The following is a 26,146-nucleotide window of genomic DNA, read 5'->3' on the forward strand; positions in this document are numbered from 1 at the left end:
TTGGCCTCGGTAAAAGCGTGGCCGCCGGGATACTTCAAGCTTGAAATTTTAAGCTTGAAGTATTTTTCCGTTGGGTCTAGTTTGAGTTTCATTACAACAACGATACGGCTAGACACCATGAAAATCGCCTGTCTTGGCGGCGGCCCCGCCGGCCTCTATTTCGCCATCAGCATGAAGCTGAAGGACCCTACTCACGAAGTCGTGGTGCTCGAGCGCAATCGCGCCGACGACACCTTCGGCTGGGGCGTGGTGCTCTCCGACGAGACGCTGGACAACCTGGCCGCCAACGACGCCGTGAGTGCGGCTCGCATCCGCGAGCACTTCGCCTACTGGGACGACATCGCGGTGATCCACGACGGAGTGAAGACCGTTTCCACCGGCCACGGATTCTGCGGCATCGGCCGTCATCAGCTGCTGCTTCTGCTGCAACGACGCGCCCGGGAACTCGGCATCGAGCTGCGCTTCGAGTGCGATATCCCGGAGCAACGCATCGACGAGCTGCGCCACGAGTTCGATCTGGTGATGGCCGCCGACGGCCTCAACTCCCGCACCCGCCAGCACTATGCCGAACGTTTCCGGCCCGACATCGAGGTGCGCGCCTGCAAGTTCGTCTGGCTGGGTACGCATCAGACCTTCAACGATGCCTTCACCTTCATCTTCGAGAAGACGGAACATGGCTGGGTGTGGGCCCATGCCTACCAGTTCGACGCCGACACCGCGACCTTCATCGTCGAGTGCAGCGAAGCCACCTGGCAGGCCTTCGGCTTCGGCGAGATGAGTCAGCAGGAGTCCATCGCCGTGTGCGAGCGGATCTTCGCCCGCCATCTGGGCGGCCATGCGCTGATGACCAACGCCAACCACATCCGCGGCTCGGCCTGGATCAACTTTCCCCGCGTGTTGTGCGAGCGTTGGAGCTTCGACAACGTCGTACTGATGGGCGACGCCGCGGCCACCGCGCATTTCTCCATCGGCTCAGGCACCAAGCTAGCGCTCGAGAGCGCCATCGCCCTGGCGGAGTACCTGCACAGCGAGCCCGACATGAGCAGCGCTTTCGCCCGCTATGAGGAGGAACGCCGCACCGAGGTGCTGCGCCTGCAGTCGGCGGCGCGCAACTCCACCGAGTGGTTCGAACAGGTGGAGCGCTACCTGGATCTCGACCCGGTGCAGTTCAACTACTCCCTGCTGACCCGCTCCCAGCGCATCAGCCACGAGAACCTGCGCCTGCGCGACCCGCAATGGCTGGCGAGCGCCGAGGGCTGGTTCCAGGCCCAGGCCGGCAACGAGGGCTCGCGCCGTGCGCCGATGTTCGCACCTTTTCAGCTGCGCGACATGCGGCTCGAGAATCGTATCGTCGTCTCACCCATGGCTCAGTACAAGGCGGTGGCGGGACGGCCCACCGACTGGCACTTCGTGCACTACGCCGAGCGCGCCAAGGGCGGTGCCGGGCTGGTCTATACCGAAATGACCTGCGTTTCACCCGAGGGGCGCATTACCCCGGGCTGCCCCGGGCTCTACGACCCGGAGCATGAAGCGGTCTGGAAGCGGCTGTGCGATTTCGTTCATGCCGAAACGGCCGCCAAACTGTGCGCCCAGATCGGCCACTCAGGACCCAAGGGCTCGACCCAGCTCGGCTGGCAGGAAATGGATGCCCCGCTGCCCGAGGGCAACTGGCCGATCCTGGCGGCTTCCGCCGTGCCCTGGTCGGAGCGCAACCAGGTGCCCAAGGCCATGGATCGTACCGACATGGAGCGTGTGCGCGACGAATTCGTCGCCGCAGCGAAAATGGCCGAGCGCGCCGGCTTCGACATGCTCGAGGTGCACGCCGCCCACGGCTATCTGCTCTCCTCGTTCATCACGCCGCTGACCAACCGCCGCGATGACGAGTACGGCGGCTCGCTGGAAAATCGCATGCGCTACCCGCTGGAGGTGATCCGCGCGGTGCGTCAGGCGTGGCCGGCCCACAAGCCGCTGGCGGTGCGCATCTCGGCCAACGACTGGGTCGGCGACGAAGGCGTCACCCCCGACGAGGCGGTGAAAATTGCCCGCCTGCTCAAAAGCGCAGAGGTCGATATCGTCGATGTCTCCGCCGGGCAGACCTCGACCCGCGCACAGCCGATGTACGGCCGCATGTTCCAGACGCCCTTCTCCGATCGCATCCGCAACGAGACCGGCATCGCGACCATGGCGGTAGGCAACATCTACCAGGCCGACCACGTCAACTCGATCCTGATGGCGGGCCGCGCCGATCTGGTGTGCCTGGCACGACCGCATCTGGCCGACCCTTACTGGACGCTGCATGCCGCCGCCGGCCTGCAGGACGGCGAGTGCGCCTGGCCGGCGCCCTACCGCGCCGGACGCGACCAGCTGCAGCGCCTGGCCGAGCGCGGCGAGGGCTGGACATGAGCCACCTGAAGGGCAGGCGCGCGGTGATCACCGGCGGCGGCAGCGGGATCGGCGCCGACATGGCGCTGGCGTTCGCCGAGGCCGGCGCCGAGGTGACCATCAGCGGTCGCCGCCACGAGCCATTGGAAGCCATGGCCAAGCGCCACCCGGCAATCACTGCCGAAGTGGCGGATGTCACGAGCGAAGCCGACATGACAGCACTGTTCGAGCGTCTCGGCGAGGTCGATATCGTCATCGCCAACGCCGGTGCGGCGGAGAGTGCCCCGCTGGCCAGAACCGAACTGGAGCAGTGGCAGCGCATGCTGGATGTCAACCTGACCGGTGTCTTCCTCACCCTGCGCGAGGGGCTCAAGCACCTGCGCGACGGAGGGCGGCTGATCGCCGTGGCCTCAACCGCCGGGCTCAAGGGCTACGCCTACGTGGCGCCCTACTGCGCCGCCAAACATGGCGTTGTCGGGCTGGTGCGCGCTCTGGCCCAGGAGATCGCGGGCCGGGACGTTACCGTCAACGCGCTGTGCCCCGGCTTCACCGAGACTCCGCTGCTCGAGGCCAGTGTCGCCACCATCGTGGCCAAGACCGGCCAGAGCCCGGATCAGGCCCGCGCCCACCTGCAATCGACCAATCCCACGGGGCGTCTGATCCAGCCCGCCGAGGTGACCGCCACGGCATTGTGGCTGTGCGGCCCGCATAGCGGCGCCATCAACGGTCAGGCCATTTCGATCTCGGGAGGTGAAGCATGACGGCCCAGCAGCTGAGACAGGAGTCCCTGAGCAAGGAGCGCCTGCGCCTGTGGCTGCGCATGCTCAGGGTCACCCGTCAGGTGGAGGCGGCGCTGCGCGAGAAGCTGCGCCTGGAGTTTGACTCCACCCTGCCGCGCTTCGACGTCATGGCCGCGCTCTATCGCGACCGCGAGGGGCTCAAGATGAACGAGCTCTCCAAGCGGCTGCGCGTTTCCAACGGCAATGTCACCGGCATCGTCGACCGCCTGGCCGACGACGGCCTGGTAGAGCGAATCGCCATCGAGGGCGACCGCCGCGCCACCCTGGTACGCCTTACCTCCGCCGGGTGCGATGCCTTCACCGTCATGGCACAAGCCCACGAAAGCTGGGTCGACGACCTGCTGGAAGGCGTCAGTGAAGAAGATGCCCACCATATTGGCGAGCTGCTGCACCGCTTGCCGGCAGACAAGGGAGCACAGCAATGAAACTGGCCGAATTGGCGCCCCAGCATTTCCTGTGGCGCATGGAGGGCGAGGTGGCGGTGATCCGCCTGGACCGCCCCGAACGCAAGAATCCGCTCACCTTCGACAGCTATGCCGAGCTGCGCGACACCTTCCGCAACCTGGTCTACGCAGAGGACGTCAAGGCGGTGGTGTTCGCCTCCAACGGCGGCAATTTCTGTTCCGGCGGCGACGTGCACGAGATCATCGCCCCGCTGGTGGGTCGCGACATGAAGGGCCTGCTGGAATTCACCCGCATGACCGGCGATCTGGTCAAGGCGATGATCAACTGCACCAAACCGGTCATCAGCGCCATTGACGGCGTCTGCGTCGGCGCCGGCGCCATCATCGCCATGGCCTCGGACATCCGCTTCGCCACGCCCCAGGCGAGCACCGCCTTTCTCTTCACCCGAGTGGGCCTGGCCGGCTGCGACATGGGCGCCTGCGCCATGCTGCCGCGGATCATCGGCCAGGGTCGTGCCGCCGACCTGCTCTACAGCGGACGCAGCATGAGCGCGGAAGAGGGCCATCAATGGGGCTTCTACAATCGCCTGGTCGAGCCCGACGCGCTGGAAGCCGAGGCCATCGCCTATGCCACCCGGCTGGCCCTGGGCCCCACCTTCGCCCATGGCATCACCAAGACCCAGCTCAACCAGGAGTGGTCGATGAGCCTGGAGCAGGCCATCGAGGCCGAGGCCCAGGCCCAGGCGATCTGCATGCAGACCCGCGACTTCGAGCGTGCCTATCGCGCTTTTGCCGCCAAACAGAAGCCGGTCTTCGAGGGGGATTGATGAGCGACACGAGCTTTCTCGACTGGCCGTTCTTCGAAGCGCGCCATCGCGACCTGGCCAAGCGCCTGGAGGCGTGGTGCCAGCGTGAACTGCCACGCGACCATAGCGACGTCGATGCCACTTGCATCCAGCTGGTGCGCGACCTGGGCCAGGCAGGCTTTCTCGAAGGCACCGCGGGCGATGCCATCGACGTGCGCAGCCTGTGCCTGATACGCGAGACCCTGGCGCGGCATGACGGCCTGGCCGACTTCGCCTTCGCCATGCAGGGGCTCGGCACCGGGGCGATCAGCCTGTTCGGCAACGACGAGCAGAAACAGTGGCTGGAGAGAACCCGCCGCGGTGAGGCGCTGGCCGCCTTCGCTCTGACCGAACCGCGCTCGGGCTCCGACGTGGCACAGCTGGATACCGTGGCCGAACGCAACGGCGACGACTATCGCATCAACGGCGAGAAGACCTGGATTTCCAACGGCGGTATCGCCGACTTCTATACCCTGTTCGTCCGCACCGGCGAGGGGCCGGGGGCCAAGGGGCTCTCCTGCTTCCTGGTGCCGGCCGACACGCCGGGCCTCGAGATTCGCGAGAGACTGGAGACGATCTCCCCACACCCGCTGGCGCGGCTCGGCTTCAACGACATGCGCCTGCCGGCCAGCGCCATGATCGGCCAGCCCGGCCAGGGCTTTCGCATCGCCATGGCGGTACTCGACGTGTTCCGCTCCACGGTGGGCGCCGCAGCGCTGGGCTTCGCCCGCCGCGCGCTGGACGAATCCCTAGACCGCGCCCGCAACCGCGAGCTGTTCGGCGCCAGCCTGGCCGACCTGCAGATGGTACAGGGCCACCTGGCCGAGATGGCCCTGGACGTGGACGCCGCCGCCCTGCTGGTATACCGCGCCGCCTGGACCAAGGACATGGGTGCCGAAAGAGTCACCCGCGAGGCGGCCATGGCCAAGCTCTACGCCACCGACCGCGCCCAGCAGGTGATCGACAAGGCGGTGCAGCTGCACGGCGGCGACGGAGTGCGCAAGGGCCACATCGTCGAGAGCCTCTACCGCGAGATCCGCGCGCTGCGTATCTATGAAGGGGCGTCGGACGTACAGAAGATCGTGATCGCCCGCAGTGCATTGGCGGAGAACCGACCGGGCACGAACTGAACGAAAGCAACAAGACCAATAACTAAGCGACGAGACACGCCAGACCCGTATCCCCTGTCGACGCGCAAGCGCCGAACAACAACAACGAAGTACGGAGAATGGTCATGAACACAGCGTCGGCCCATGCCGATACCTTCACGCTGGACCGGCTGCCGCCCGCACAGGAGTGGCCGGAGCTGAAGTTGGACGGATTCGACTACCCCGAGCGTCTCAACGCCGCGGTGGAGCTTTGCGACCGGTGGGTCGAGCACGGCCACGGCGACCGCGTGGCGCTGATCGGCAACGGTCGCCAACGCAGCTATCGCGAGCTCCATGAATGGACCAACCGCCTGGCCCATGTCCTGGTGGAGGACCTGGGCGTGCGTCCGGGCAACCGGGTGCTGATCCGTTCGGCCAACAACCCTGCCATGGTCGCCTGCTGGCTGGCTGCGACCAAGGCCGGAGCGGTAGTGGTCAATACCATGCCGATGCTGCGTGCCGGTGAGCTGGCCCAGATCGTCGACAAGGCCGAGGTGGCTTTGGCCCTGTGCGACACCCGCCTGCTCGAAGAGCTGGAAGCCTGTGCCAGCGACAGCTCCTTTCTACAGCGCATCGTCGGCTTCGACGGCACCGCCAACCACGATGCCGAGCTCGACCGCCTGGCACTCGACAAGCCGAGCGAATTCGAGGCGGTGGCGACAGCCGCCACCGATGTCGCCCTGCTCGGCTTCACTTCAGGCACCACCGGCATGCCCAAGGCGACCATGCACTTTCACCGCGACCTCATGATCATTGCCGACGGCTATGCCCGCGAGGTGCTTCAGGTCACTTGTGACGATGTCTTCGTCGGCTCGCCGCCGCTGGCCTTCACCTTCGGCCTGGGGGGGCTCGCCATTTTCCCGCTGCGCTTCGGTGCCACAGCCGTGCTGCTGGAAAAGGCCTCGCCGCCCAACATGATGGAGATCATCCACGAGCACCGCGCGACTATCGTCTTCACCGCACCCACCGCCTATCGCACCATGCTCGCCTCAATGACGAGCGCCGGAGAACTGGACAGCCTGCGGCTGGCGGTGTCAGCCGGTGAAACGCTGCCGGCACCGATTTACCATGAATGGATGGAAAAGACCGGAAAGCCGATCCTCGATGGCATCGGCGCCACGGAGATGCTGCATATCTTCATTTCCAATCGCCTCGACGATCACCGTCCCGCCTGCACCGGCAAGCCGGTAGCGGGCTACGAGGCGAAAATCGTCGACACCGACATGCAAGAGGTGCCCCGCGGTGAAGTGGGCCGGCTGGCAGTGCGTGGACCGACCGGGTGCCGCTACCTGGACGACGAGCGGCAGCGTGGCTACGTCCGCCAGGGCTGGAACATCACCGGCGACGCCTTCTATCAGGACGCGGAGGGCTATTTTCACTTTGCCGCACGCAATGACGATATGATCGTCTCGGCCGGTTACAACATTGCCGGCCCTGAGGTGGAAGCCGCCCTGCTGGCCCATGAGGCGGTAGCGGAGTGTGCCGTCATCGGCGCACCGGACCCACAGCGTGGGCAGATCGTCGAAGCCTTCGTGGTACTGTCTGCCGGTGTCGAACAGGATTCAGCATGTGCCGAGCGACTGCAGGCGTTCGTCAAGCAGCGCATCGCGCCCTACAAGTATCCGCGTTCGATTCGCTTCGTCGAAATGCTGCCGAAGACTGCCACCGGCAAGGTGCAGCGCTTTCGGCTGCGTCAGGAGCACTATCCTGACGGCGGAAGTTAGCCCGACAGTGGAAACCAGCCCGCCGGCACGATCTGACGGGCAATCACGGCACAAGCGCTGGACACGGCGCCGAAGACCATAACAAACGAGATGATGAGGGAATCCCCATGAAGACACTAGCCAGCGTTGGCCTCGGCCTGTTGATGACCGCCACCATGGCGGCGGCCCAGGCCGATGAGGTCAAGATCGGCATGATCACCACGCTTTCGGGCGGCGGTTCGCACCTCGGCGTGGACGTACGCGACGGTTTCATGCTCGCCATCGAGCGCTCGGGCCGCGACGACGTGCGGGTCCTGGTGCAGGACGATGCCAACAGACCGGACCTGGCGCGCAGCCTCTCCAATGAGTTCATGCAGCGCGACAACGTCGATATCCTCACCGGCATCATCTTTTCCAACCTGGCCATGGCGGTAGTCCCCGCTGCCGTACGCCAGGGCACGTTCTACATTTCACCCAATGCCGGCCCCTCCGACCTGGCCGGGCGCATGTGTCACGAGAACTACTTCAACGCCGCCTATCAGAACGACAACCTGCACGGCGCCATGGGCGCCTACATGCGTGAACAGGGCTTCGAGCGCCCCATCATCCTGGCTCCCAACTACCCCGCCGGCACCGACGCCCTGGCCGGCTTCAAGCATCTCTATGAAGGCGAAGTGGTCGGCGAGATCTACACCCAGATGGGCCAGACCGACTACGCCGCCGAGATCGCCCAGATCCGCGCCAGCGATGCCGACAGCCTGTTCTTCTTCTTGCCGGGCGGTATGGGCATCTCGTTCATGAAGCAGTGGGAAAACTCCGGGGTCGAGCTACCGGTGTTCGGCGCCGCCTTCTCCTTCGACGAGACCATCATCAAGGCGGTAGGCAGCGCAGCCATCGGCGCCATGAACACCTCGCTGTGGGCCTACGACCTCGACAACGAGGCCAACCACGCCTTCGTCGAAGGCTTCCGTGAGGCCTACAACCGCATGCCGACCCTCTATGCAGCTCAGGGCTACGACACCGCCAACCTGATCTTGAGCGCCCTGGAGAAAGCCCACCCGAGCGAGCAGGATGCCTTCCGCGAAGCGCTGCGCGAGGCGGATTTCGACTCTGTGCGCGGCGAGTTCCGTTTCGGCCCCAACCACCACCCGATCCAGAACATCTACGTGCGTGAGGTGGTCGAGGGCGACGACGGACAGCCCACCAACCGCCTGATAGGTATCGCCGTGGAAAACATCCAGGACATCTATCACGAGCAGTGCCAGATGTGAGGCACCGGCGCCGTCGGGCCGAACGCGGCCCGGCGGCACTCCCCGCACCTATCTTCGGTTGACGATTTCATGATGCTATTCATCGAACAGCTCATCAACGGCCTGCAGCTGGGCACCATGCTGTTTCTCATGGCCAGCGGCCTGACCCTGGTGTTCGGTGTGATGGGGCTGATCAACCTGGCCCACGGCTCCTTCTACATGGTCGGCGCCTATGCCACGGCCCTGGCTACCGCCGCCACCGGGTCCTTCATCGTCGGTCTTGCCAGCGGCATTGCCGTGGCCGCCGCGGTGGGCGCGCTAGTGGAGTTGATCGTGATCCGCCGGCTCTATCACCGCCCCCACCTCGATCAGGTACTGGCCACTTTCGCCCTGATCCTGATCTTCTCGGAGGGCACCCGCTGGCTGTTCGGCTCTTCGCCGCTCTGGCTCAATCCACCGTCACAGCTGGCCGGTTCGGTCACCCTGCCGGGGGGGTTGCGCTATCCCATCTACCGGCTGGTGATCATTGCCGTCGGCATCGCCGTGGCGGTGGGAATGTATTTCCTGATCACCCGCACCCGGCTCGGCATGCGCATTCGTGCCGGCGAGAGCGACCGCGAGATGATCGGCGCCCTGGGCGTCAACATCGCTCGGCTGTACACCCTGGTATTCGCCATGGGCGCAGCCCTGGCCGGTCTGGCCGGGGCCATGGTCGGCGCACTGCAATCGGTGCAGGTGGGCATGGGGGAACCGGTGCTGATACTGGCTTTCGTGGTGATCGTCATCGGTGGCATCGGCTCGATCAAGGGAGCGCTCTACGGCGCCATCCTGGTCGGCGTGGTGGATACCCTGGGACGAGTCTTCCTGCCGGCCTTCTTCCGCCAGTTCATGAGCCCCTCGGAGGCGGCGGGCGTAGGCTCCGCCATCGCCGCCATGCTGATCTACATCATGATGGCCGCCATTCTCGCCTTCAAACCCAAGGGACTGTTTGCCGCCAATGAATAAGTCCGACACCTCGACCCTCGCCGCCCAGCCGGGGCTGCCGACTCCGGCAGCCAGCTGGCACGACCGCAAGGGACTGGTGCAGATCGGCCTGCTCGCCGTACTGCTACTGGCCCCCCTGGCGGCCTATTTCCTAGGCCATATCTATTACGTCAATCTGGCTTCCCGCATCACCCTGATCGCCATGGCCGCGGTGGGGCTCAACCTGGCCATCGGTTACGGCGGCATGGTGAGTTTCGGCCACGCCGCCTATTTCGGCCTGGGCGGCTACATTGCCGGCATCAGTGCCTATCATGCCTTCGATTTCACCCCGGTGATCGGCTGGCCCCTGACCGTTCCGGGCAGCGACAGCATGCTGGTGATCTGGATCGCGGCGATCGTGCTTTGCGGGCTCCTGGCACTGGCCATCGGTGCCATCTCGCTGCGCACCACCGGGGTGTATTTCATCATGATCACCCTGGCATTCGCCCAGATGATGTACTACTTCGCCAACTCCTGGCCCACCTACGGCGGCGAGGACGGCCTGCCGATCTTCCTGCGCAACAGCTTGCCATTGGTCGACACCAACGATGCCCTGACCTTCTTCCTGATCTGCTTCGGCGGCCTGGTGCTGTCGCTCGCCCTTACCGCTCGAATCATGAAGTCGCGCTTCGGCGCCGCGCTGACCATGGCCCGGCTCAACGATACCCGCCTGGCCACCGCCGGCATCGCTCCCTATCCCGTGCGTCTGGTCGCCTTCGTCATCTCGGCGATGATCACCGGCCTGGCCGGGGCGCTGTACGCCGATCTCAACGGCTTCGTCAGCCCCACCATGCTCAGCTGGCACATGTCCGGCGAACTGATGGTGATCGTGATTCTCGGCGGCGTGGGTCGGCTCTACGGCCCTTTGGCCGGCGCGCTACTGTTCGTGATGATGGAAACCCTGCTGGGCGGAATGACGGAATACTGGCAGCTGTTCCTGGGCCTGGTACTGCTGTTCGTGGTGCTGTTCGCCAAGCATGGCGTGATGGGCTGGCTGGCCGGGAGGGAGCGCCATGAGTGATGCCGTACTGAGCCTGGCCAACCTCAACAAGCGCTTCGGCGCCCTGCAGGCCACCCGTGACGTTTCCCTGGACCTGCGTCCACATGAGATCCATGCGCTGATCGGCCCCAACGGGGCCGGCAAGTCGACGCTGATCGGCCAGATTGCCGGCGGCATCAAGCCGGACTCCGGCAGCATCGCGCTGGCCGGCCGGGACATCACCGCTCTCAGCGTGGCCCAACGTGCGCGGCTGGGCCTCGGCCGTAGCTTCCAGGTCTCGTCGCTGGCCGAGCCGCTATCGGTCAAGCGCAACGTCATGATTGCCGTGCAGGCGTTGCAGGGTCACAGCTTTCGCTTCTGGAAGCCGGTGCACCGTGACGAGAGCCTGCTGGCCCCCGCCCTGGAGGCGCTGGAGCGCATGCAGCTGCTGCATCGCGCCGATACGCCAGTGGCCGAGCTCTCCCACGGCGAGCGCCGCCAGGTGGAGGTGGCCTGCGCCCTGGCACTGAAGCCGCGAGCGCTGCTGCTCGACGAGCCCATGGCCGGCCTTGGGCCCGAGGGCACGGCCCGCCTGACCGAGCTGCTCGAAGCGCTGAAGCATGAGGTGCCGATCCTGTTGATCGAGCACGACATGGACGCCGTGTTCCGCCTCGCCGATCGCATCTCGGTGCTGGTGGCCGGCGGCGTGATCGCCCATGGCGACAGCGCTGCGATCCGTGCCAATCCGCAAGTTCGCGAAGCCTATCTGGGGGATTGAATGCTCAACGTCAGTTCGATCGAGACCTACTACGGGCCCTCTCAGGCGCTGTTCGGCGTCGACCTCAGCGTCCAGGCGGGCGAAATGGTCGCCTTGATGGGCCGCAACGGCATGGGCAAGACCACCACCATTCGCTCCATCTTCGGCCTCACCCCGGCACGCAGCGGCAGCATCACCTTCGAGTCCCACGATCTGCGCCGCCTGCCTTCGTATCGCATTGCCCAGGCCGGCCTTGGCCTCGTGCCCGAGGGGCGGCGCTGCTTCCCCAATCTTTCGGTACGCGAGAACCTGCTGGTCACCGCGCGCTCCGGCGAATGGAGCCTCGAGCGTGTCGAAGCACTGTTTCCCCGCCTGGCCGAGCGTCGCAGTCAGATGGCCAGCACGCTCTCCGGCGGTGAACAGCAGATGCTCGCCATCGGCCGCGCCCTGATGACCAACCCGCGTCTACTGGTACTCGACGAAGCCACCGAAGGCCTCGCCCCGGTGATTCGCCACGAGATCTGGGCCGCCATCCGCGAGCTCAAGGCACAGGGACAATCCACGCTGATCGTCGACAAGTCGCTCACCGAGCTGATGCCGGTGGCCGACCGCTGCACCATTCTGGAAAAAGGGCGCACGGTCTGGACGGGTGAGCCCGGAGAACTCGACGACGGCCTGCGCGACCGCTACCTGGGCGTATAGAGGAAGCACCATGCCATACACCACACAGCGCAAGGTGCGCTTTCAGCACTGCGACCCGGCGGGTATCGTCTTTTACCCGCGCTATTACGAAATGCTCAATTCCGTCGTGGAAGACTATTTTGCCGAAGCGGTGGGATACGACTTCAATCGCCTGCACGTGACCTCGCGCACCGGCGTTCCCACGGCACATATCGAGACCGACTTCCACGCCCCCAGCAGACTGGGCGAGACGCTCATCTTCGAGCTCGCCATACGTGATGTCGGTCGCACCAGCCTGAGCCTGCGCATGGTGGCCCGCTGCGATGATGAGCCACGTCTGACCTGCGACTCCACCTTGGTGTACATCGACCTGGACAGCGGTCGCCCCCTGTCCTGGCCCGACGACATGCGCCGGCACTTTGCCAAGGACTGCCAACAAGGACAACGAGATGAATGACGCCAACTTGCACCAACTGCTGCACCCCTCGCACTGGAAGGCCGCGGTGGGTTACGCCAACGGGGTACTCGCCAGCGGACGTACTGTCTACGTCGGTGGCCAGATCGGCTGGAACGGCGACCAGGTCTTCGAGAGCGACGACTTCGTCGCTCAGGTCCACCAGGCGTTGACCAATATCGTCGCAGTATTGAAAGAGGCCGATGCCGGCCCGCAACACCTGGTACGACTGACTTGGTACGTCACCGACAAGCAGGAGTACCTGGCGCGGCTGAAGGAAGTCGGTGCGGCCTATCGCGAGGTGGTGGGCAAGCACTTCCCGGCCATGACCATGGTGCAGGTGGCCGACCTCATCGAGGATAGAGCGAAGGTTGAGATCGAAGCGACCGCTGTCCTACCCGAAGCGTGATCAGGCACCATGAAAGGCGGCGATGCGCTGAACGAAGCGTCCGCTCGGTGCGTAGTGGTCGAGAATCGTGAAGTGATCGTCGCCCGAGAGCAGCTCGGCACCTACCGCGATACCCTGGGACTCGAGGTGCTCGGCATGGGCTCGCATCTGCCGGTCGAACTCGCTGGACTCCTCTCCCCCTGCCACCAACTGCACCGGCGCGGGAACCCGGCAGGGCAGGAGCAGCGGGCTGTAGTCGGCCACGTCACGGCCGCTGAGCTGTAGCTTCGGTTGCAGCCATGACCAGGGAAAGGGGCGCAGGTCGTATAGCCCGCTGACGCACAGAGCCCCTTCGAGGAGATCGTCGGGCAGGCCGTACTGGCCCCGCCAGTCGGTGGCGAGCAGCATGGCGGCCAGGTGGCCACCGGCGGAGTGGCCGGAAACGCTCAGCCGTGAACCATCGACACCCAACTCGACCCCATGACGGTAAGCCCAGGCCACCGCAGCGCGCGCCTGGCGCACCAGCTCGCCGAATGCCACCGTGGGGCACAGCGCGTAGTTCACCACCGCCACGCTGATACCCGACCGAACCAGCCCCTCGGCGATGAAGCCGAACTCCCGATGCCCCAGCGAACGCCAATAGCCGCCGTGGAAGAACAGGTGCAGCGGGGCATTCTCGCTCTCGGCGTGGTAGATATCCATGCGCTCGGCCAGCGTCGGCCCGAAGGCGATACTCTCTGATACGCGACAGCGCTCGCGGGCCGCCTGGCTGCGCGCCTGCCAATCGGCCAGCAGTGCAGCCGGGTCACGCCCGCGCATGGGGTCGTACTCGCGGTCGATGGCCTCCTGGGTGGCGAAGTCGCGGTAGAGCATTACTCGCTCCTTGTCGTTATTGTCGTTATCGTTTCACGCCGCTCACGCCGGGCGGTGGCTACCGCTCAGGCTCGCTTGTCGCTGGCGAAAGGCGCCGAACAGCATGCCCAGCGGCGCCAGGGCCAGCACGACGAAACCGATCAGCGTCCAACCGGGCAGCGAGATGCCCAGCAACAGGAAGTCGATCTCGGCGCACTCGCCGGAGCCGGACAGCACCATGGACACCACGTCACGCATCGGCAGGATGTCCATCATGTAGTCGAGCCCGGGACCGCAGCTCGGTACCTGATCGGGCGGCAGCGACTGCAGCCAAAGGTGGCGCCAGGCCACGCCGATACCGCCCAGCACGGCGGCAAGCGAGAGCCCACCGTAGACGACGGCCCCGAGCCGCCCACGTGGGTTGTGGATGGCGGCGATGATGAATACCGCAGCGGCCGACAGCACCGCGACCCGCTGGAAGATGCAAAGCGGGCAGGGCTCGAGTCCGCCAATATGTTCGAGGCCCAGGGCGACCAACATCATCAGTACGCAGAAGGCCAGGCCGGCCAGACTCCACTGGCGTACGCTGAGGCGTGGCAGTGTGGATTTCATCAGGCGTCCCCCTCTCTTGCCAGCGCCACACGAGGCTCGCGGGCGTTGGCGAAATACGCCTCGAGAAATGCATCGAAGTTCAACGTATCGGCCGCCTCGATATCGCGCTGCTGCTGATGGGAGGTCTCCACCATCTGGTGGAACGTCATGCTGCGTGCGGAGCTGACAGGCTCCTGACGCATGCGCTCGGCATGCTCTTCGGCCAGTGACAGCATGGCTTCGACAAACTCCTCTCCTGTCGCCTCCAGGCGTGCCAGCAATCTGGCGGACGGCGTCAGTGACGGGTCCTCGAGCCAAGGCGCAAACGCCGCAACGGCTTCAGCATGCGGGCTCCCCTCTTCCAGGGCATCTAGCAGCTCAGCGGCCTGGGCGAGCTCGCCGAATATCTGACCGCCCCAGTCGGCCACCGAGCGGCTCGAGCCGTTCTGCAGCAACCTGAGCTCGGGGTCGCGCCCGCGTTCCACGACCAGGCGTCGGTTGTCGTCCAGGCGGTCGCACTCCGCGTCAGGTATCCAGGGGCTCTCGGCCAGCAGGCACCACATCAGGAAGGTATCGATGAAACGCAGCCGCGACTCGTCGACGCCCAGCGGCAGGAAAGGGTCCAGGTCGAGACAGCGCACCTCGATGTACTCGACGCCACGCGCCTCCAGCGCCTGGCTCGGCGTCTCGTCGTGGCGCGTGACCCGCTTGGGCCGGATGTCGCTGTAGTACTCGTTCTCGATCTGCAGGATGTTGGCATTGAGCTGCTGCCATTCACGCTCGTTTCTGACCCCGAGCTTCTCGTAGGCGGGCCAGGGCGTAGAGATGGCATGGCGCAGGGTGCCGACGTAGTTGGATAGCGAGTTGAAGCAGATTTTCAGCTGCGCCTGGACCTTGTTCTGATAGCCAAGGTCCGACATGCGCAGGCTGGTGGCGTAGGGCGAAAGCAGAGTCTCGCGGCCATGCGACTGCAGCTTGTCGGGGATGTTGCCCTGAGGCAGGAAGCTACGATCCAGCGCCGGCGAGGCACCGAACAGGTAGAGCAGCAGCCAGCTGTGACGGCGGAAATTGCGGATCAGGCCGAAGTAACGGCTGGAGCGGTAGTCGTCGAGGGACAGCTCCAGGGCGTCGTCCCGCTCGCGCAGCAGTGCCCAGAGTTCGTCCGGCAGCGAGACGTTATAATGGATGCCGGCGATGGCCTGCATGATACGACCGTAGCGTGCGTCGAGCCCCTTGCGGTAGACATGCTTCATGGTGCCTACGTTGGAGCTGCCGTAGTCGGCGATGGTCACGCTGTCGTTGCCGTCGAGCCGGGCCGGCATGCTGGCCGGCCAGATCAGCTCATCGCCCAGGTGGCGATAGCTGAAGCGGTGCAGGTCGGTGAGGAAGTCGAGGGCATCGCCGGGGCGACAGTAGACCGGCGTGATGTATTCCAGCAGCGCTTCGGAATAGTCGGTGGTGATATGCGGGTGGGTCAGCTTGGAGCCCAGCGCATGAGGATGCGGCGTGGCGGCGATACGCCCTTCACGGTCGACCCGCAGCCCCTCCTTCTCCAGCCCACGGCGCAGGCGCCCGAAGCGACCCTGAGCGGCCAGCGCGGTGAAGTACGTAATGGTAGCAGTGTAGTTCTCAGACAAGGCGTGGACCCCGTGTCTTGGAGGCCTTCAACGGGCCTCTCTGTCGATGCATGCCGGCCGTCAGCGACGGCCGGACACGCCAATGATGTCGAGAGTATGGCGACACGGGCATCAGGATCAAGATTTGCCCTTCTTCGCCGCCAGCAGCGCGGCCCCGAGGGCACCCATCTGATTGGGCTGAGCCTGCTCGCGCGGTGCACTCTTGCGCTGCGCCTTGCCCTGCCCGCCGCGGCGCTCACCCTGGGCACTGCGCGACGATCTGCCGCCCTCGTCCTCTCCCGGCTGGTCGTCGAGGCGCATGGAGAGCCCGATGCGCGCCCGTTCGAGATCCACACTCATGACCTTGACCTTGACGATGTCGCCGGCCTTGACCACCGAGCGTGGGTCTTCGACGAACTTGTCGGAAAGCGCCGATATGTGGACCAGCCCGTCCTGATGCACGCCGATGTCGACGAAGGCGCCGAAGTGGGTGACGTTGGTCACGCTGCCCTCGAGGATCATGCCCGCTTCCAGGTCCCTCAGGGTCTCGACACCTTCGCGGAACTCGGCGGCCTTGAACTCGGGGCGCGGATCGCGGCCCGGCTTGTCGAGTTCCTTGAGGATGTCGCTGATGGTGGGCACACCGAAGCGCTCGTCGGCGAACTCGGCGGGCTTGACCGCCTTGAGCGTGGCGCTGTCGCCGATGAGGCTCTCCACCGGGCGCCCGCTGCGGTTGGCAATGCGCTCCACCAGCGTGTAGGCCTCGGGGTGCACGCCGCTGGCATCGAGCGGATTGGTGCCATTCATGATGCGCAGGAAACCGGCGCACTGTTCGAAGGTCTTGGGCCCCAGACGGCTGACGTCGAGCAGCTGCTTGCGGCTGGCGAAGGCACCCTCGGCGTTGCGCCGGGCCACGATGGCCTCGGCCAGCGCCGGGTTGAGGCCGGCCACCCGCGACAGCAGCGCGCTCGATGCCGTATTCAGATCGACGCCGACGGCGTTCACGCAGTCCTCGATCACCGCCTCCAGGCTCCGCGACAGCTGCAGCTGTGAGACATCGTGCTGGTACTGTCCCACGCCGATGGACTTGGGCTCGATCTTGACCAGCTCGGCCAGCGGGTCCTGCAGGCGCCGGGCGATGGAGACCGCGCCGCGGATGGTGACATCGAGGTCGGGGAGCTCTTTCGAAGCGTACTCCGAGGCGGAGTAGACCGAGGCGCCCGCCTCGCTGACCATCACCTTGGCCAGCGCTCGCTTACCGGCGAAAGCCTTGACCAGTTCGCCGGCGAGCCTGTCGGTCTCGCGGCTCGCCGTACCGTTGCCCACGGCGATCAGCGCCACGTCGTGCTTTTCCACCAGCTTGGCCAACTCGGCCAGCGAAGCGTCCCAGGCGTTGCGCGGGGCGTGGGGGTAGATAGTGGTGTGTTCGAGGAACTGGCCGGTGGCATCCACCACCGCCACCTTGCAGCCGGTACGCAGACCCGGGTCGATGGCAAGCGTCGACTTCTGCCCTGCCGGGGCCGCCAGCAGCAGATCCTTGAGATTGGCCGCGAACACCTCGATGGCTTCGAGTTCGGCGCGCTCGCGCAGCCGCCCCATCAGCTCGGTTTCGAGGTGAGTGTAAAGCTTGACCCGCCAGGTCCAGCGCACCACGTCGGCCAGCCACTTGTCGGCGGCACGCCCCTCGTCGCGAATGCCGAAATGCCTGGCGATAGCCACCTGCGCCGGATGAATCGGGGCATCGTCCTCGCCGGGCAGCCGAATGGCCAGCGTCAGCATGCCCTCGTTGCGCCCGCGGAACATCGCCAACGCCCGATGCGAAGGTGCCTTGGCCAGCGCTTCGTCGTGCTCGAAGTAGTCCGAGAACTTGGCGCCCTCGCGCTCCTTGCCAGGAAGCAAGCGGGCGCTGAGTTCGCCCTCGCTCCACAGCCGTTCACGCAGTGAGCCGACTAGCTCCGGGTCCTCGGCGAACCGCTCCATGAGGATCTGACGCGCCCCATCCAGCGCCGCCTTGGTATCTTCGATGGCCGGTATGTCGCCCTCGGCAGGACGAAGATAGCCGGCCGCCTCGGTCTCGGGGTCGAGGGTAGGGTCGGCCAGCAGCGCATCGGCCAGCGGTTCGAGTCCCGCCTCACGGGCGATCTGCGCCTTGGTGCGGCGTTTCTTCTTGTACGGCAGATAGAGATCTTCCAGGCGCTGCTTGGTGTCGGCTGCCTGGATCTGTCCGCTGAGCTCCGGTGTCAGCTTGCCCTGTTCGTCGATAGCGGCGAGCACGGCGGTGCGGCGCTCCTCGAGCTCCCGCAAATAGCGCAAACGCTCGTCCAGGGTGCGCAGCTGGGTATCGTCGAGCCCTCCCGTGACTTCCTTGCGGTAGCGAGCGATGAAAGGCACGGTAGCGCCGCCGTCAAGCAGCTCCACGGTAGCTGACACCTGCTGTGGGCGAACGGCAAGCTCCTCGGCGAGGCGCGAAATGATCCGGGTCGTGGCGTCCATGACATCCTTGGTATTGCGGCAACGAAAGATCGCGCCAAGGTACCACAAACGCCACGCCGTCGCCGCCGAGATCAGCGCCGCCAGCCGATGTCGTCCCAGAAGTGGCGACGCGACTCACGGGCTGCCTCGTAACGGGTCAGGCCGATGTCGCGCAGCTGGTGGTCGCTGAGCTCGAGCAGTTGGTTGCGCTCGCGGCGCAGCTGCACCAGGCGGTCCATGCGTCGCGCCCACCGCCACACTTCCACGATGGAGCGCAGGCGCCCTCGCGCCCCGGGCTCGCGGTGAGGCAAGGCCTCTTCACCGACTATGGTTACCTTCATGTTCATGCTCGTCTTCCTCCATGCAATGATGCGATGGAGAAAGTGTCGACGAGCCGCTAGAATCAATCCAACGAATAGTTGTTATACCATTCATCACCAATCCTGATGGAAGGCAACCATGCTTCATACCATCGATCATGAGCTGCTGCGCACCTTCGTCGCCATCGTCGACCACGGGGGTTTCACCCGTGCGGCCCAGGCGGTCAACCGCACCCAGTCGGCTGTCAGCATGCAGATCAAGCGGCTCGAGGAGGACGTGATCCAGCGCCCGCTATTCGAGCGCCAGGGGCGCCAGATGCATCTCACCAGCGAGGGCACCACGCTGCTCGGCTACGCCCGCCGTATCCTCGACCTGCAAGGGGAAGCCCTCAACATGCTGCGCGAACCGGAGATGGTGGGCCGGGTACGCATCGGCGTACCCGACGATTTCGTCATGCGCTTCCTACCCGGGATCCTCAAGTCCTTTTCTCAGACCTGGCCACTCGTCGACGTCGAGGTTCAGTGCGCCCCCTCCTCCGAACTGCTGGGCCGCCAACAGGGCAGCCTCGACCTGAGCATCGTGACCCGCCAGGTAGGCCAGGAGATAGGCACCATCCTGCGCCGGGAGGAAACGGTATGGGTTGTGGCGGAGAGCCACTCCATTCATCGCCAGACGCCGCTGCCCCTGGCGCTGTTCGAGGAACCCTGCTTCTGTCGCCAACACGCCTGCAATGCTCTGACCCGTGCCGGGCGTCAATACCGCATTGCCTATTCGAGTCCTAGTCTGGCCACCCTGCAGGCGGTAGTGGGCGCCGGGCTTGCCGTATCGGCACTGATGAAGAGCCTGGTCACACCCGGCATGCGCATTCTCGACGAAGCGGACGATTTCCCCCCGCTGCCGGAAGGCTCCATCGTGCTGCTGCGCTCGCCTGAGGCCACCTCACCCGCAGTTGATGGTCTGGCGCAGCATATCGTAGAGGGGTTCAGGTAGTCGCCGGCACGAAGGCGAGCGCCAGACCGTTATTGCACCAGCGCAGGCCGGTGGGCTCGGGGCCGTCGCTGAAGACATGGCCCTGATGGCCGCCGCAGCGGGCGCAGTGGTATTCGCGCCGGGGCCAGATCATGCTGAAGTCGAGCTGGCTGAGCAGGTGCCCCTCGATGTGAGCGAAGAAGCTAGGCCAGCCGGTGCCCGAGTCATATTTCATGGCGCTGTCGAACAGTGGCAGGTCGCAGCCGGCGCAGCGGTACTCTCCTTCGCCCCACTCCTTGTCGAGCGGGCTCGAGAAAGGCTCCTCTGTGCCGTGCTCCCGAAGGATCCAGAACTGTTCGGGCGTGAGTCGTTCACGCCATTCGTCGCGGGAGAGCTCGAGCCGTTCCAAGCCCGCTGCAGGCTCGAGGCTCAGCCGGGGGAACCCCCAGCCGACGCTCGGCACAAGCCAGGCCGCGCCGCCTGCGCCCAGAACGCCGAGAAAGTGTCGTCTCTTCATCTCATCTACCCTCGGGTCCGTTGGGCGAACGTCGGTAAAGAACGTCGCAAAGAAAAGGGGGAAGAGGCATCTGCCTCTTCCCCCTTTCAGACTGCCGCGGGCAGCTCAGGTTCAGGTCAAACTGGGACCGGCCTTGACGATACCTTCGCTGACCCCTTCGAACTTCTTGAAGTTGTCGACGAACTTGGCCGCCAGATCACGCAGCTTGCGATCGTAAGCCGCCTGGTCTTCCCAGGTTTCGCGCGGGTCGAGCAGGCGCGAATCGACACCCGGGACCGATACCGGCACGTCCAGATTGAGGCCGTCGATGCGCTTGGTCTCGACTTCGCGCAGCACGCCGGACTGAATCGCGCTGATGATGGCGCGGGTCGTCGGAATCGAGAAGCGCGAACCACCCTCGCCGTAGGAACCGCCGGTCCAGCCGGTATTGACCAGATAGACCTGAGCGTCCTTGGCCTCGACGCGCTTGATCAGCAGGTCGGCGTAGACGCGGGCCGGGCGAGGGAAGAACGGCGCACCGAAGCAGGTCGAGAAGGTCGCTTCCAGTCCCGCGGAGGAACCCATCTCGGTAGACCCCACCTTGGCGGTGTAGCCGGAAAGGAAATGGTAGGCCGCCGCTTCCTTGGAGAGGATCGACACCGGCGGCAGCACGCCCGACATGTCGCAGGTCAGGAAGATGATGGCATTGGGCTCGCCGGCACGGTTCTCAGGCACGCGCTTGTCGACGTGCTCCAGCGGGTAGGCGGCACGAGAGTTCTGAGTCAGGCTGTCATCGGTGTAGTCGGGCTCGCGGCGATCGTCGAGAACCACGTTCTCGAGCACGGTGCCGAACTTGATGGCATTCCAGATCACCGGCTCGTTCTTGGCCGACAGATCGATGCACTTGGCGTAGCAGCCACCTTCGATGTTGAACACGGTACCGGGGCCCCAACCGTGCTCGTCGTCGCCGATCAGGTAGCGGGCCGGGTCGGCGGAAAGCGTGGTCTTGCCGGTGCCGGAAAGGCCGAAGAACAGCGCCGTCTCGCCGTCCTCGCCGACGTTGGCGCTACAGTGCATGGGCAGTACATCGGAAGCCGGCAGCAGGAAGTTCTGTACCGAGAACATCGCCTTCTTCATTTCCCCGGCATAACGCATACCGGCGATCAGCACCTTCTTTTGGGCGAAGTTGATGATCACGGTGCCGTCGGAATTGGTGCCGTCACGGTTCGGGTCGCACTCGAAGAAGGGCGCGTTGAGAATCGTCCACTCCTCCTTGGCGGCGGGGTTGTAGCCCTCGGGGCGCACGAACATGGTACGACCGAAGAGGTTGTGCCAAGCCGTCTCGGTAGTCACACGCACCGGCAGGTAGTGGGTCGGATCGCTGCCCACGTGCAGTTCGGTGACGAAGCGCTCGGCGCTGCCGAGATAGTCTTCGACGCGGTTCCACAGGGCGTCGAACTGCTCGGCGGGAAAGGGGCGATTGACGCTGCCCCAGTCGATATCGCCGCTGGTGGAGGGCTCATCGACGATGAAGCGATCCTTGGGCGAGCGACCGGTACGCAGGCCGGTGTTTACCACCAGGGCGCCATTGGCGGCCAGACGGCCTTCACCGCGTGCCACGGCACGCTCGATGAGTTCTGCGCTACTGAGATTGACGTGTGCTTGAGGAGCGGCTTGGGTTGTGGTCATGTCGGTTCCTGGGCCTTGCGGCCGGTTCTCTCTCGTATGCCAGGCGTCCGTAACGCCGGTTGCGTTTGAGGTCTCCGATCGTCCGTGCGGATCGTTGCCGTCTTGTAATGCGGCGATCGGCCTTAAGGCGGCGCCATTATGGCAAAAAGGAAGCCGACAGGAAACGGTAACATTGGCCGAAGTTCTTGTAGTTTTACTACTACATCGAGACAAATCGCCGCAGTTTGACTACAACCATGCTTGTGCAATGCAGCATGGTCAGGCGTACGAACGAGCCGCTCCTCAGCCTCTCGGCCATCACATCGCCGAAAACGTCAGTGCAAGGTCGGGGCCGGGCCGTCCTGATCGCGCAGCAGCGTCTCGACTTCGCCTTTACTGAAACGGAAGTGGGTATGGCAGAAATGGCACTGAGTCTCTATCTCGCCCTGCTCGGCGAGGATGTCCCGCAGCTCGACGGCGCCCAGTGTCAGTAACCCCGCGCCGATGCGTTCCCGCGAGCAGGTACAGCCGAAACGAAGCGCCTTGGGTTCGAATACCCGCACCGTCTCCTCGTGGTAGAGGCGGTGGAGAAGCTCATGCTGGTCAAGTCCCAGCAGCTCTTCTGTCTTCAGGGTCTTCGCCAGGTGAACGGTACGCTCCCAGGCATCCTCGTCCTGGTTCTGCGATTCGTCCGGCAGGCGCTGAAGCAACAACCCGCCCGCACGCTGGCCGTCGGCACGCAGCCACAGCTGGGTAGGCAGCTGTTCGGACTGTGCGAAGTAGGCTTCGAGACAGCCGGCCAGGCTGTCATGATCGAGCGCCACGATACCCTGGTAGCGATTGCCCTCGCGCGGGTCGAGCGTGATCACGATATGACCGTCACCGACGAGATCGCGAAAGCCCGCCTCCCCTTCCGGCAGGCTGGCACTCTCGGCCAGGCGGGCGATGGCGCGCAGCTCGCCGCCCGGGTTGGATTCCGCCATCAGCAGCGACAGCTCACCCTGGCCGCGTACCTCGATGCTGAGGATACCGTCGAGCTTGACGGTATCGGTGAGCAGCGCCACGGCGGCCAGCAACTCGCCCAACAGGCGATTGACGACTGCCGGGTAGCCATGCCGCTCGAGCACCTCGGCATAGGCTCGCTCCAGGGTGACGATCTCACCACGGACGTTGGTGCGTTCGAAAAGAAAGCGCTGGATCTTGTCGGTCATGGTTGATTCCGGAATAGGATCGTTCAGGGCGGTGGCGTCAGGCGGCGATCACTCGTCCCGCTGACGCTGGAAACGCTGGATATCGCGGCGCTGCTTCTTGTCGGGGCGCTTGAGCGGATGCTGCATGGCCTGGTTGGTCAGCCGTCGGCCTTCCGCCTCGCGCGTTCTGCGTTCGACGCTCTCTTCGGTCTCGCGATAGAGTTCACGGGCCTCGGGCGCACCGCGGCGCTGGTCGGAAAGCGCCATCACCTCCACTTCCCAGACGTCCCAACCCTGGGGGACACGAATCAGCGCGCCGAGCTCGACGTTCTTGCTGGTCTTGGCACGCCCGCCATTGTAGTGCACCTTGCCGCCTTCGATGGCCTTCTTGGCCAGCGCACGAGTCTTGAAGAAGCGTGCAGCCCACAGCCACTTGTCGAGTCGTACGCTATCCACCGCTTTCTCCTGTCTCAGCTCGAATTCCGCCAGCACCGCGTATCTCCAAGGGTAGCCCCTGGGGCAGGATCGTGGCGAAGCGGTCCAGAGCGATGAACTCCTTGAGCTCCTTTTCCGGCCGCGTACTGTCGGGCTGCTTGATACCGAGCAGGTGGCGAATGCCGAACTCCCTGGCGCTTTCCAGGACCGCGGGATTGTCGTCGATGAACAGCGTACGCGCCGGATCGAAGGGCTCGACCTCCTGCAGCGCGAACCAGAACTCCTGGGCTTCCTTGGGTACGCCGAGATCGGCCGAGGAGACAATGGCATCCAGATAGCTTTCCAGACCAGTGAGTGGCAGCTTGAGCCCAAGACTCTCGCGGTCGGCATTGGTCGCCAGCACGACCCTCGGGTGCGCCTGCTTGAGCCATTTGAGAAAATCGAGTGCATCGCTGCGCAGGCCGATCAAATGCTGTATCTCGCGCTTGAGTGCCACGATGTCCACGCCCAGCTCCCGACTCCAGTAGGCTAGGCTGTACCAGTTGAGGGTGCCCTGTTCACGCAAGATGCGCGAACGCAGCTGCTCCTGGGTGGCTTCGTCGAGGCGATGGAGTTCGCCATAGCGACGCGGCAGGTGCTCCAGCCAGAAATGACTGTCGAAATGAAGGTCGAGCAGCGTACCGTCCATGTCCAGCAGAACGGTATCGATGGCGCGCCAGTCGATCATGGCGACTCCCGGTGGCATCTGAGCGGAGGAAGGCGTGATATTGTACCCAAAGGATGACGACGGCGCATTCCCGTCAGGAAGCCAGCCAACGGCCGTCGCACGAACGGAGCCTTCATGACAGACAAGCAGACCCTGCACAAACCCCAGGTGCTCTCGCGCCAGTCCGTGGCCCGCAGTCGCCTGTTTCACATCGAGTCCCTCGACCTGCGCTTCTCCAACGGCGCCGAGCGCACCTTCGAGCGCCTGACCGGCAGCGATCAGGGCGCCGTCATGATCATTGCCATGCCCGATCCGGATCACGTGCTGCTGATACGAGAGTACGCCGCAGGCTTCGAGGACTACGTACTGACGCTGCCCAAAGGGCTGGTGGACCCCGGCGAGGACATCATCACAGCGGCCAATCGGGAATTGATGGAAGAGTGCGGCTTTGGCGCGCGACGCATCGAACCGCTGGTGGAGCTGTCACTGGCACCCAACTACATGCGCCACAGGATGCAGGTACTGCTCGCCACCGAGCTGTATCCCAAGCGCCTGCCGGGTGACGAGCCGGAGCCACTGATCGTGGAAACCCACGCGCTCGAGGATCTGCCGGCGCTATTGATGCGCGACGACTTTCACGAAGCGCGTGCCATCGCCGCCCTGTTCATCGCTCGGGACACCCTGCGCCAACGTCGCTACAGCGAGCCGACGCTGGCCTGGTAGCCCCACATTCAACCATGGCGATGCAGATGGCGCAGCGAGCCGGCTCCCTCCTTGAAGCGTATCCAGCGGCTCTGGCGGTAGCTGTCCAGGCCGGCCTCGAGTAGCGTCATGACTTCGATACCCTCTTCCACGCTAACCGGCGGCGGGGCGCCGCTGGTCAGCGATTCGGCGATACCGACATAGTAGGCCAGGTAATCCCCGGGCAAACCGGGATATTCGCTGGAGACCAAGGCATCGCCGTCACTTTCATCGATCAGGGTCAGCAGCCCCGGCCGCGGATCGATACCCCAGCAGCGAGACGGCGTGCCCCCCTCGCGCAGCCAGTTCTCCTGAGGATCGCGGCCATACTTGACGAAACTGCCGCGGGTACCGTGCAACGCCAGCTGCGGAGTCGGTTCCGCGACCAGGGAGCTGGCGCGCAGGGTGACCCGAAGCCCGTCGTAGTCCAGCAGGGCATGGAAGTCGTCGTCCACCTCGGCGCCGTCGCGCACCGCCTGCAGGTCGAGCAAAATCGCCCGCGGCATGCCGAATAGCGACCGCGCCTGATAGAGCAGGTGCGAGCCGAGATCGTACCAGATCCCACTGCCGGGCTTTTGCTGCTCGCGCCAGCGGTCGGCCACAGTGGGACGGAATCGATCGAAGCGCAGCTCCAGCGACACCGGTCGGCCAACGCAGCCATCGGCAAGCAGCGCTTGCAGCGTGAGGAAATCGCTGTCCCAACGGCGGTTGTGGAAAACGCTGAGCAGACGCTCGGCCTTGTCGGCCTCGGCCTTGAGCAGACGAGCCTCGGAGAGCGACACGGTCAAGGGCTTGTCGATCACCAGGTGCTTGCCGGCCGCGAGCGCCGCCTTGCCCAGCGGATAGTGAGTCTCGTTGGGGCTGGCAATGACCACCAGATCGATGTCCGGCCGGGCCAGCAGCGCCGAAGCCTTGGGCAGCACCTCGACGTCGGGCAGCACATCGTTCACCTTTGCCGTCGAACTGCTGACCACGGCCAGCAGCTCGAGGCCCGGCGTGGCCTGGATCAGCGGGGCATGGAAGAGGCGGCCGGCAGTACCGAAACCGATCAGACCGACGCCGAAGGTCTGCTTGCGCATGTCGTCGTTCCTTACTGCTGGATGGAAATGCCAGTGACGACGAACCGGGCCTCGCCCGGTTCGTCGCCCGGTCAATCGAGCTTGGAGAGGTCTCTTACGGCGCCCTTGTCGGCGGAGGTGGCCAACAGGGCATAGGCCTTGAGCGCCGCCGAGACCTTGCGTACCCGCTGGATGCTCGGTTTCCACGCCTGACTGC

At 65.0% G+C, this 26,146-nt stretch carries 26 protein-coding genes and 1 pseudogene; 15 read left to right on the forward strand and 12 right to left on the reverse strand.

All coding sequences use genetic code 11. From position 1 onward, the window contains the following. The first annotated feature begins 117 nt into the window (after positions 1 to 117). The 13 genes from AC2VNO_RS12755 (at position 118) to AC2VNO_RS12815 (ending at position 12,835) form a co-directional block, all read left to right on the forward strand. Positions 118 to 2,403: a bifunctional salicylyl-CoA 5-hydroxylase/oxidoreductase gene (locus tag AC2VNO_RS12755; protein ID WP_486934459.1), complete on the forward strand. Its 2,286-nt coding sequence runs from the start codon at positions 118 to 120 to the stop codon at positions 2,401 to 2,403. Further along, entirely contained in the window at positions 2,400 to 3,143 is a 744-nt protein-coding gene (locus AC2VNO_RS12760) for an SDR family NAD(P)-dependent oxidoreductase (protein WP_486934460.1), read from the forward strand. Before AC2VNO_RS12755 ends, AC2VNO_RS12760 begins: the two co-directional genes overlap by 4 nt. Continuing rightward, positions 3,140 to 3,607: a MarR family winged helix-turn-helix transcriptional regulator gene (locus tag AC2VNO_RS12765; RefSeq protein ID WP_486934461.1), complete on the forward strand. Its 468-nt coding sequence runs from the start codon at positions 3,140 to 3,142 to the stop codon at positions 3,605 to 3,607. Before AC2VNO_RS12760 ends, AC2VNO_RS12765 begins: the two co-directional genes overlap by 4 nt. Then, positions 3,604 to 4,413 carry an enoyl-CoA hydratase family protein gene (locus AC2VNO_RS12770; RefSeq protein WP_486934462.1) on the forward strand — a complete coding sequence of 270 codons (810 nt, stop codon included), beginning with the start codon at positions 3,604 to 3,606 and terminating at the stop codon, positions 4,411 to 4,413. Before AC2VNO_RS12765 ends, AC2VNO_RS12770 begins: the two co-directional genes overlap by 4 nt. Then, positions 4,413 to 5,561: an acyl-CoA dehydrogenase family protein gene (locus AC2VNO_RS12775; RefSeq protein WP_486934463.1), complete on the forward strand. Its 1,149-nt coding sequence runs from the start codon at positions 4,413 to 4,415 to the stop codon at positions 5,559 to 5,561. The genes AC2VNO_RS12770 and AC2VNO_RS12775 overlap by 1 nt, the downstream gene beginning before the upstream one ends. Positions 5,562 to 5,665: 104 nt before the next feature. Continuing rightward, the gene (locus tag AC2VNO_RS12780) at positions 5,666 to 7,303 is read left to right on the forward strand and encodes a benzoate-CoA ligase family protein (protein ID WP_486934464.1); all 1,638 of its coding nucleotides are present in this window, start codon (positions 5,666 to 5,668) and stop codon (positions 7,301 to 7,303) included. A 107-nt stretch (positions 7,304 to 7,410) separates the two neighbouring features. Beyond that, on the forward strand, positions 7,411 to 8,553 hold the full coding sequence (locus AC2VNO_RS12785) for an ABC transporter substrate-binding protein (RefSeq protein WP_486934465.1): 1,143 nt from the start codon (positions 7,411 to 7,413) through the stop codon (positions 8,551 to 8,553). Between the two features lie 69 nt (positions 8,554 to 8,622). Beyond that, entirely contained in the window at positions 8,623 to 9,537 is a 915-nt protein-coding gene (locus tag AC2VNO_RS12790) for a branched-chain amino acid ABC transporter permease (RefSeq protein WP_486934466.1), read from the forward strand. Beyond that, positions 9,530 to 10,576 carry a branched-chain amino acid ABC transporter permease gene (locus AC2VNO_RS12795; RefSeq protein ID WP_486934467.1) on the forward strand — a complete coding sequence of 349 codons (1,047 nt, stop codon included), beginning with the start codon at positions 9,530 to 9,532 and terminating at the stop codon, positions 10,574 to 10,576. Before AC2VNO_RS12790 ends, AC2VNO_RS12795 begins: the two co-directional genes overlap by 8 nt. After that, entirely contained in the window at positions 10,569 to 11,312 is a 744-nt protein-coding gene (locus tag AC2VNO_RS12800; protein WP_486934468.1) for an ABC transporter ATP-binding protein, read from the forward strand. The genes AC2VNO_RS12795 and AC2VNO_RS12800 overlap by 8 nt, the downstream gene beginning before the upstream one ends. After that, positions 11,313 to 11,993 (forward strand): ABC transporter ATP-binding protein, encoded by a 681-nt coding sequence (locus AC2VNO_RS12805; protein WP_486934469.1) that lies wholly within the window; start codon positions 11,313 to 11,315, stop codon positions 11,991 to 11,993. Positions 11,994 to 12,003: 10 nt separating this feature from the next. Next, positions 12,004 to 12,429, forward strand: a complete 426-nt coding sequence (locus AC2VNO_RS12810) for an acyl-CoA thioesterase (protein WP_486934470.1) — start codon at positions 12,004 to 12,006, stop codon at positions 12,427 to 12,429. Further along, positions 12,422 to 12,835 (forward strand): RidA family protein, encoded by a 414-nt coding sequence (locus AC2VNO_RS12815; protein WP_228579269.1) that lies wholly within the window; start codon positions 12,422 to 12,424, stop codon positions 12,833 to 12,835. The genes AC2VNO_RS12810 and AC2VNO_RS12815 overlap by 8 nt, the downstream gene beginning before the upstream one ends. On the opposite strand, the gene AC2VNO_RS12820 is transcribed toward AC2VNO_RS12815, so the two are convergent. From AC2VNO_RS12820 to AC2VNO_RS12840, 5 genes are all read right to left on the reverse strand, one after another. Continuing rightward, the gene (locus tag AC2VNO_RS12820; protein ID WP_486934471.1) at positions 12,836 to 13,687 is read right to left on the reverse strand and encodes an alpha/beta hydrolase; all 852 of its coding nucleotides are present in this window, start codon (positions 13,685 to 13,687) and stop codon (positions 12,836 to 12,838) included. 42 nt (positions 13,688 to 13,729) lie between these two features. Beyond that, complete coding sequence (locus AC2VNO_RS12825; RefSeq protein ID WP_486934472.1) at positions 13,730 to 14,278, reverse strand: disulfide bond formation protein B; 549 nt, start codon at positions 14,276 to 14,278, stop codon at positions 13,730 to 13,732. Next, positions 14,278 to 15,894 carry a glutamate--cysteine ligase gene (gene gshA / locus AC2VNO_RS12830; RefSeq protein WP_486934473.1) on the reverse strand — a complete coding sequence of 539 codons (1,617 nt, stop codon included), beginning with the start codon at positions 15,892 to 15,894 and terminating at the stop codon, positions 14,278 to 14,280. The genes AC2VNO_RS12825 and gshA overlap by 1 nt, the downstream gene beginning before the upstream one ends. A 117-nt stretch (positions 15,895 to 16,011) precedes the next feature. Continuing rightward, positions 16,012 to 18,366, reverse strand: a complete 2,355-nt coding sequence (locus AC2VNO_RS12835; protein ID WP_486934474.1) for a Tex family protein — start codon at positions 18,364 to 18,366, stop codon at positions 16,012 to 16,014. 71 nt (positions 18,367 to 18,437) lie between these two features. After that, positions 18,438 to 18,692, reverse strand: coding sequence for a DUF1127 domain-containing protein (locus tag AC2VNO_RS12840; protein WP_486934475.1), 255 nt, complete (start codon positions 18,690 to 18,692; stop codon positions 18,438 to 18,440). Positions 18,693 to 18,804: 112 nt separating this feature from the next. On the opposite strand from AC2VNO_RS12840, the gene AC2VNO_RS12845 reads away from it, so the two are divergent. Next, positions 18,805 to 19,656, forward strand: coding sequence for a LysR substrate-binding domain-containing protein (locus AC2VNO_RS12845; RefSeq protein WP_486934476.1), 852 nt, complete (start codon positions 18,805 to 18,807; stop codon positions 19,654 to 19,656). On the opposite strand, the gene msrB is transcribed toward AC2VNO_RS12845, so the two are convergent. The 5 genes from msrB to yrfG all read right to left on the reverse strand — a co-directional run bounded on the left by msrB (position 19,649) and on the right by yrfG (position 24,151). Then, a complete protein-coding gene (msrB, locus tag AC2VNO_RS12850) occupies positions 19,649 to 20,152 on the reverse strand; it encodes a peptide-methionine (R)-S-oxide reductase MsrB (RefSeq protein WP_486934477.1) in 504 nt (167 codons plus the stop codon). The genes AC2VNO_RS12845 and msrB overlap by 8 nt on opposite strands. Before the next feature lie 111 nt (positions 20,153 to 20,263). Beyond that, a complete protein-coding gene (locus AC2VNO_RS12855; protein ID WP_486934478.1) occupies positions 20,264 to 21,820 on the reverse strand; it encodes a phosphoenolpyruvate carboxykinase in 1,557 nt (518 codons plus the stop codon). A gap of 314 nt (positions 21,821 to 22,134) precedes the next feature. Next, positions 22,135 to 23,010 carry an Hsp33 family molecular chaperone HslO gene (gene hslO / locus AC2VNO_RS12860; protein ID WP_486934479.1) on the reverse strand — a complete coding sequence of 292 codons (876 nt, stop codon included), beginning with the start codon at positions 23,008 to 23,010 and terminating at the stop codon, positions 22,135 to 22,137. A 48-nt stretch (positions 23,011 to 23,058) separates the two neighbouring features. Beyond that, positions 23,059 to 23,445, reverse strand: coding sequence for a ribosome-associated heat shock protein Hsp15 (gene hslR / locus AC2VNO_RS12865; RefSeq protein WP_486934480.1), 387 nt, complete (start codon positions 23,443 to 23,445; stop codon positions 23,059 to 23,061). Further along, entirely contained in the window at positions 23,438 to 24,151 is a 714-nt protein-coding gene (gene yrfG, locus AC2VNO_RS12870) for a GMP/IMP nucleotidase (protein WP_486934481.1), read from the reverse strand. The genes hslR and yrfG overlap by 8 nt, the downstream gene beginning before the upstream one ends. Before the next feature lie 114 nt (positions 24,152 to 24,265). On the opposite strand from yrfG, the gene nudE reads away from it, so the two are divergent. Beyond that, positions 24,266 to 24,853, forward strand: coding sequence for an ADP compounds hydrolase NudE (gene nudE / locus AC2VNO_RS12875; protein WP_486934482.1), 588 nt, complete (start codon positions 24,266 to 24,268; stop codon positions 24,851 to 24,853). A gap of 8 nt (positions 24,854 to 24,861) precedes the next feature. On the opposite strand, the gene AC2VNO_RS12880 is transcribed toward nudE, so the two are convergent. Together AC2VNO_RS12880 and AC2VNO_RS12885 are read right to left on the reverse strand one after the other, a co-directional pair. Then, a complete protein-coding gene (locus AC2VNO_RS12880) occupies positions 24,862 to 25,950 on the reverse strand; it encodes an oxidoreductase (RefSeq protein ID WP_486934483.1) in 1,089 nt (362 codons plus the stop codon). Positions 25,951 to 26,021: 71 nt separating this feature from the next. Next, positions 26,022 to 26,146, reverse strand: a pseudogene (locus tag AC2VNO_RS12885) (dihydroxy-acid dehydratase); the annotation flags it as partial.

Source organism: Halomonas sp. TH-94, assembly GCF_057473365.1.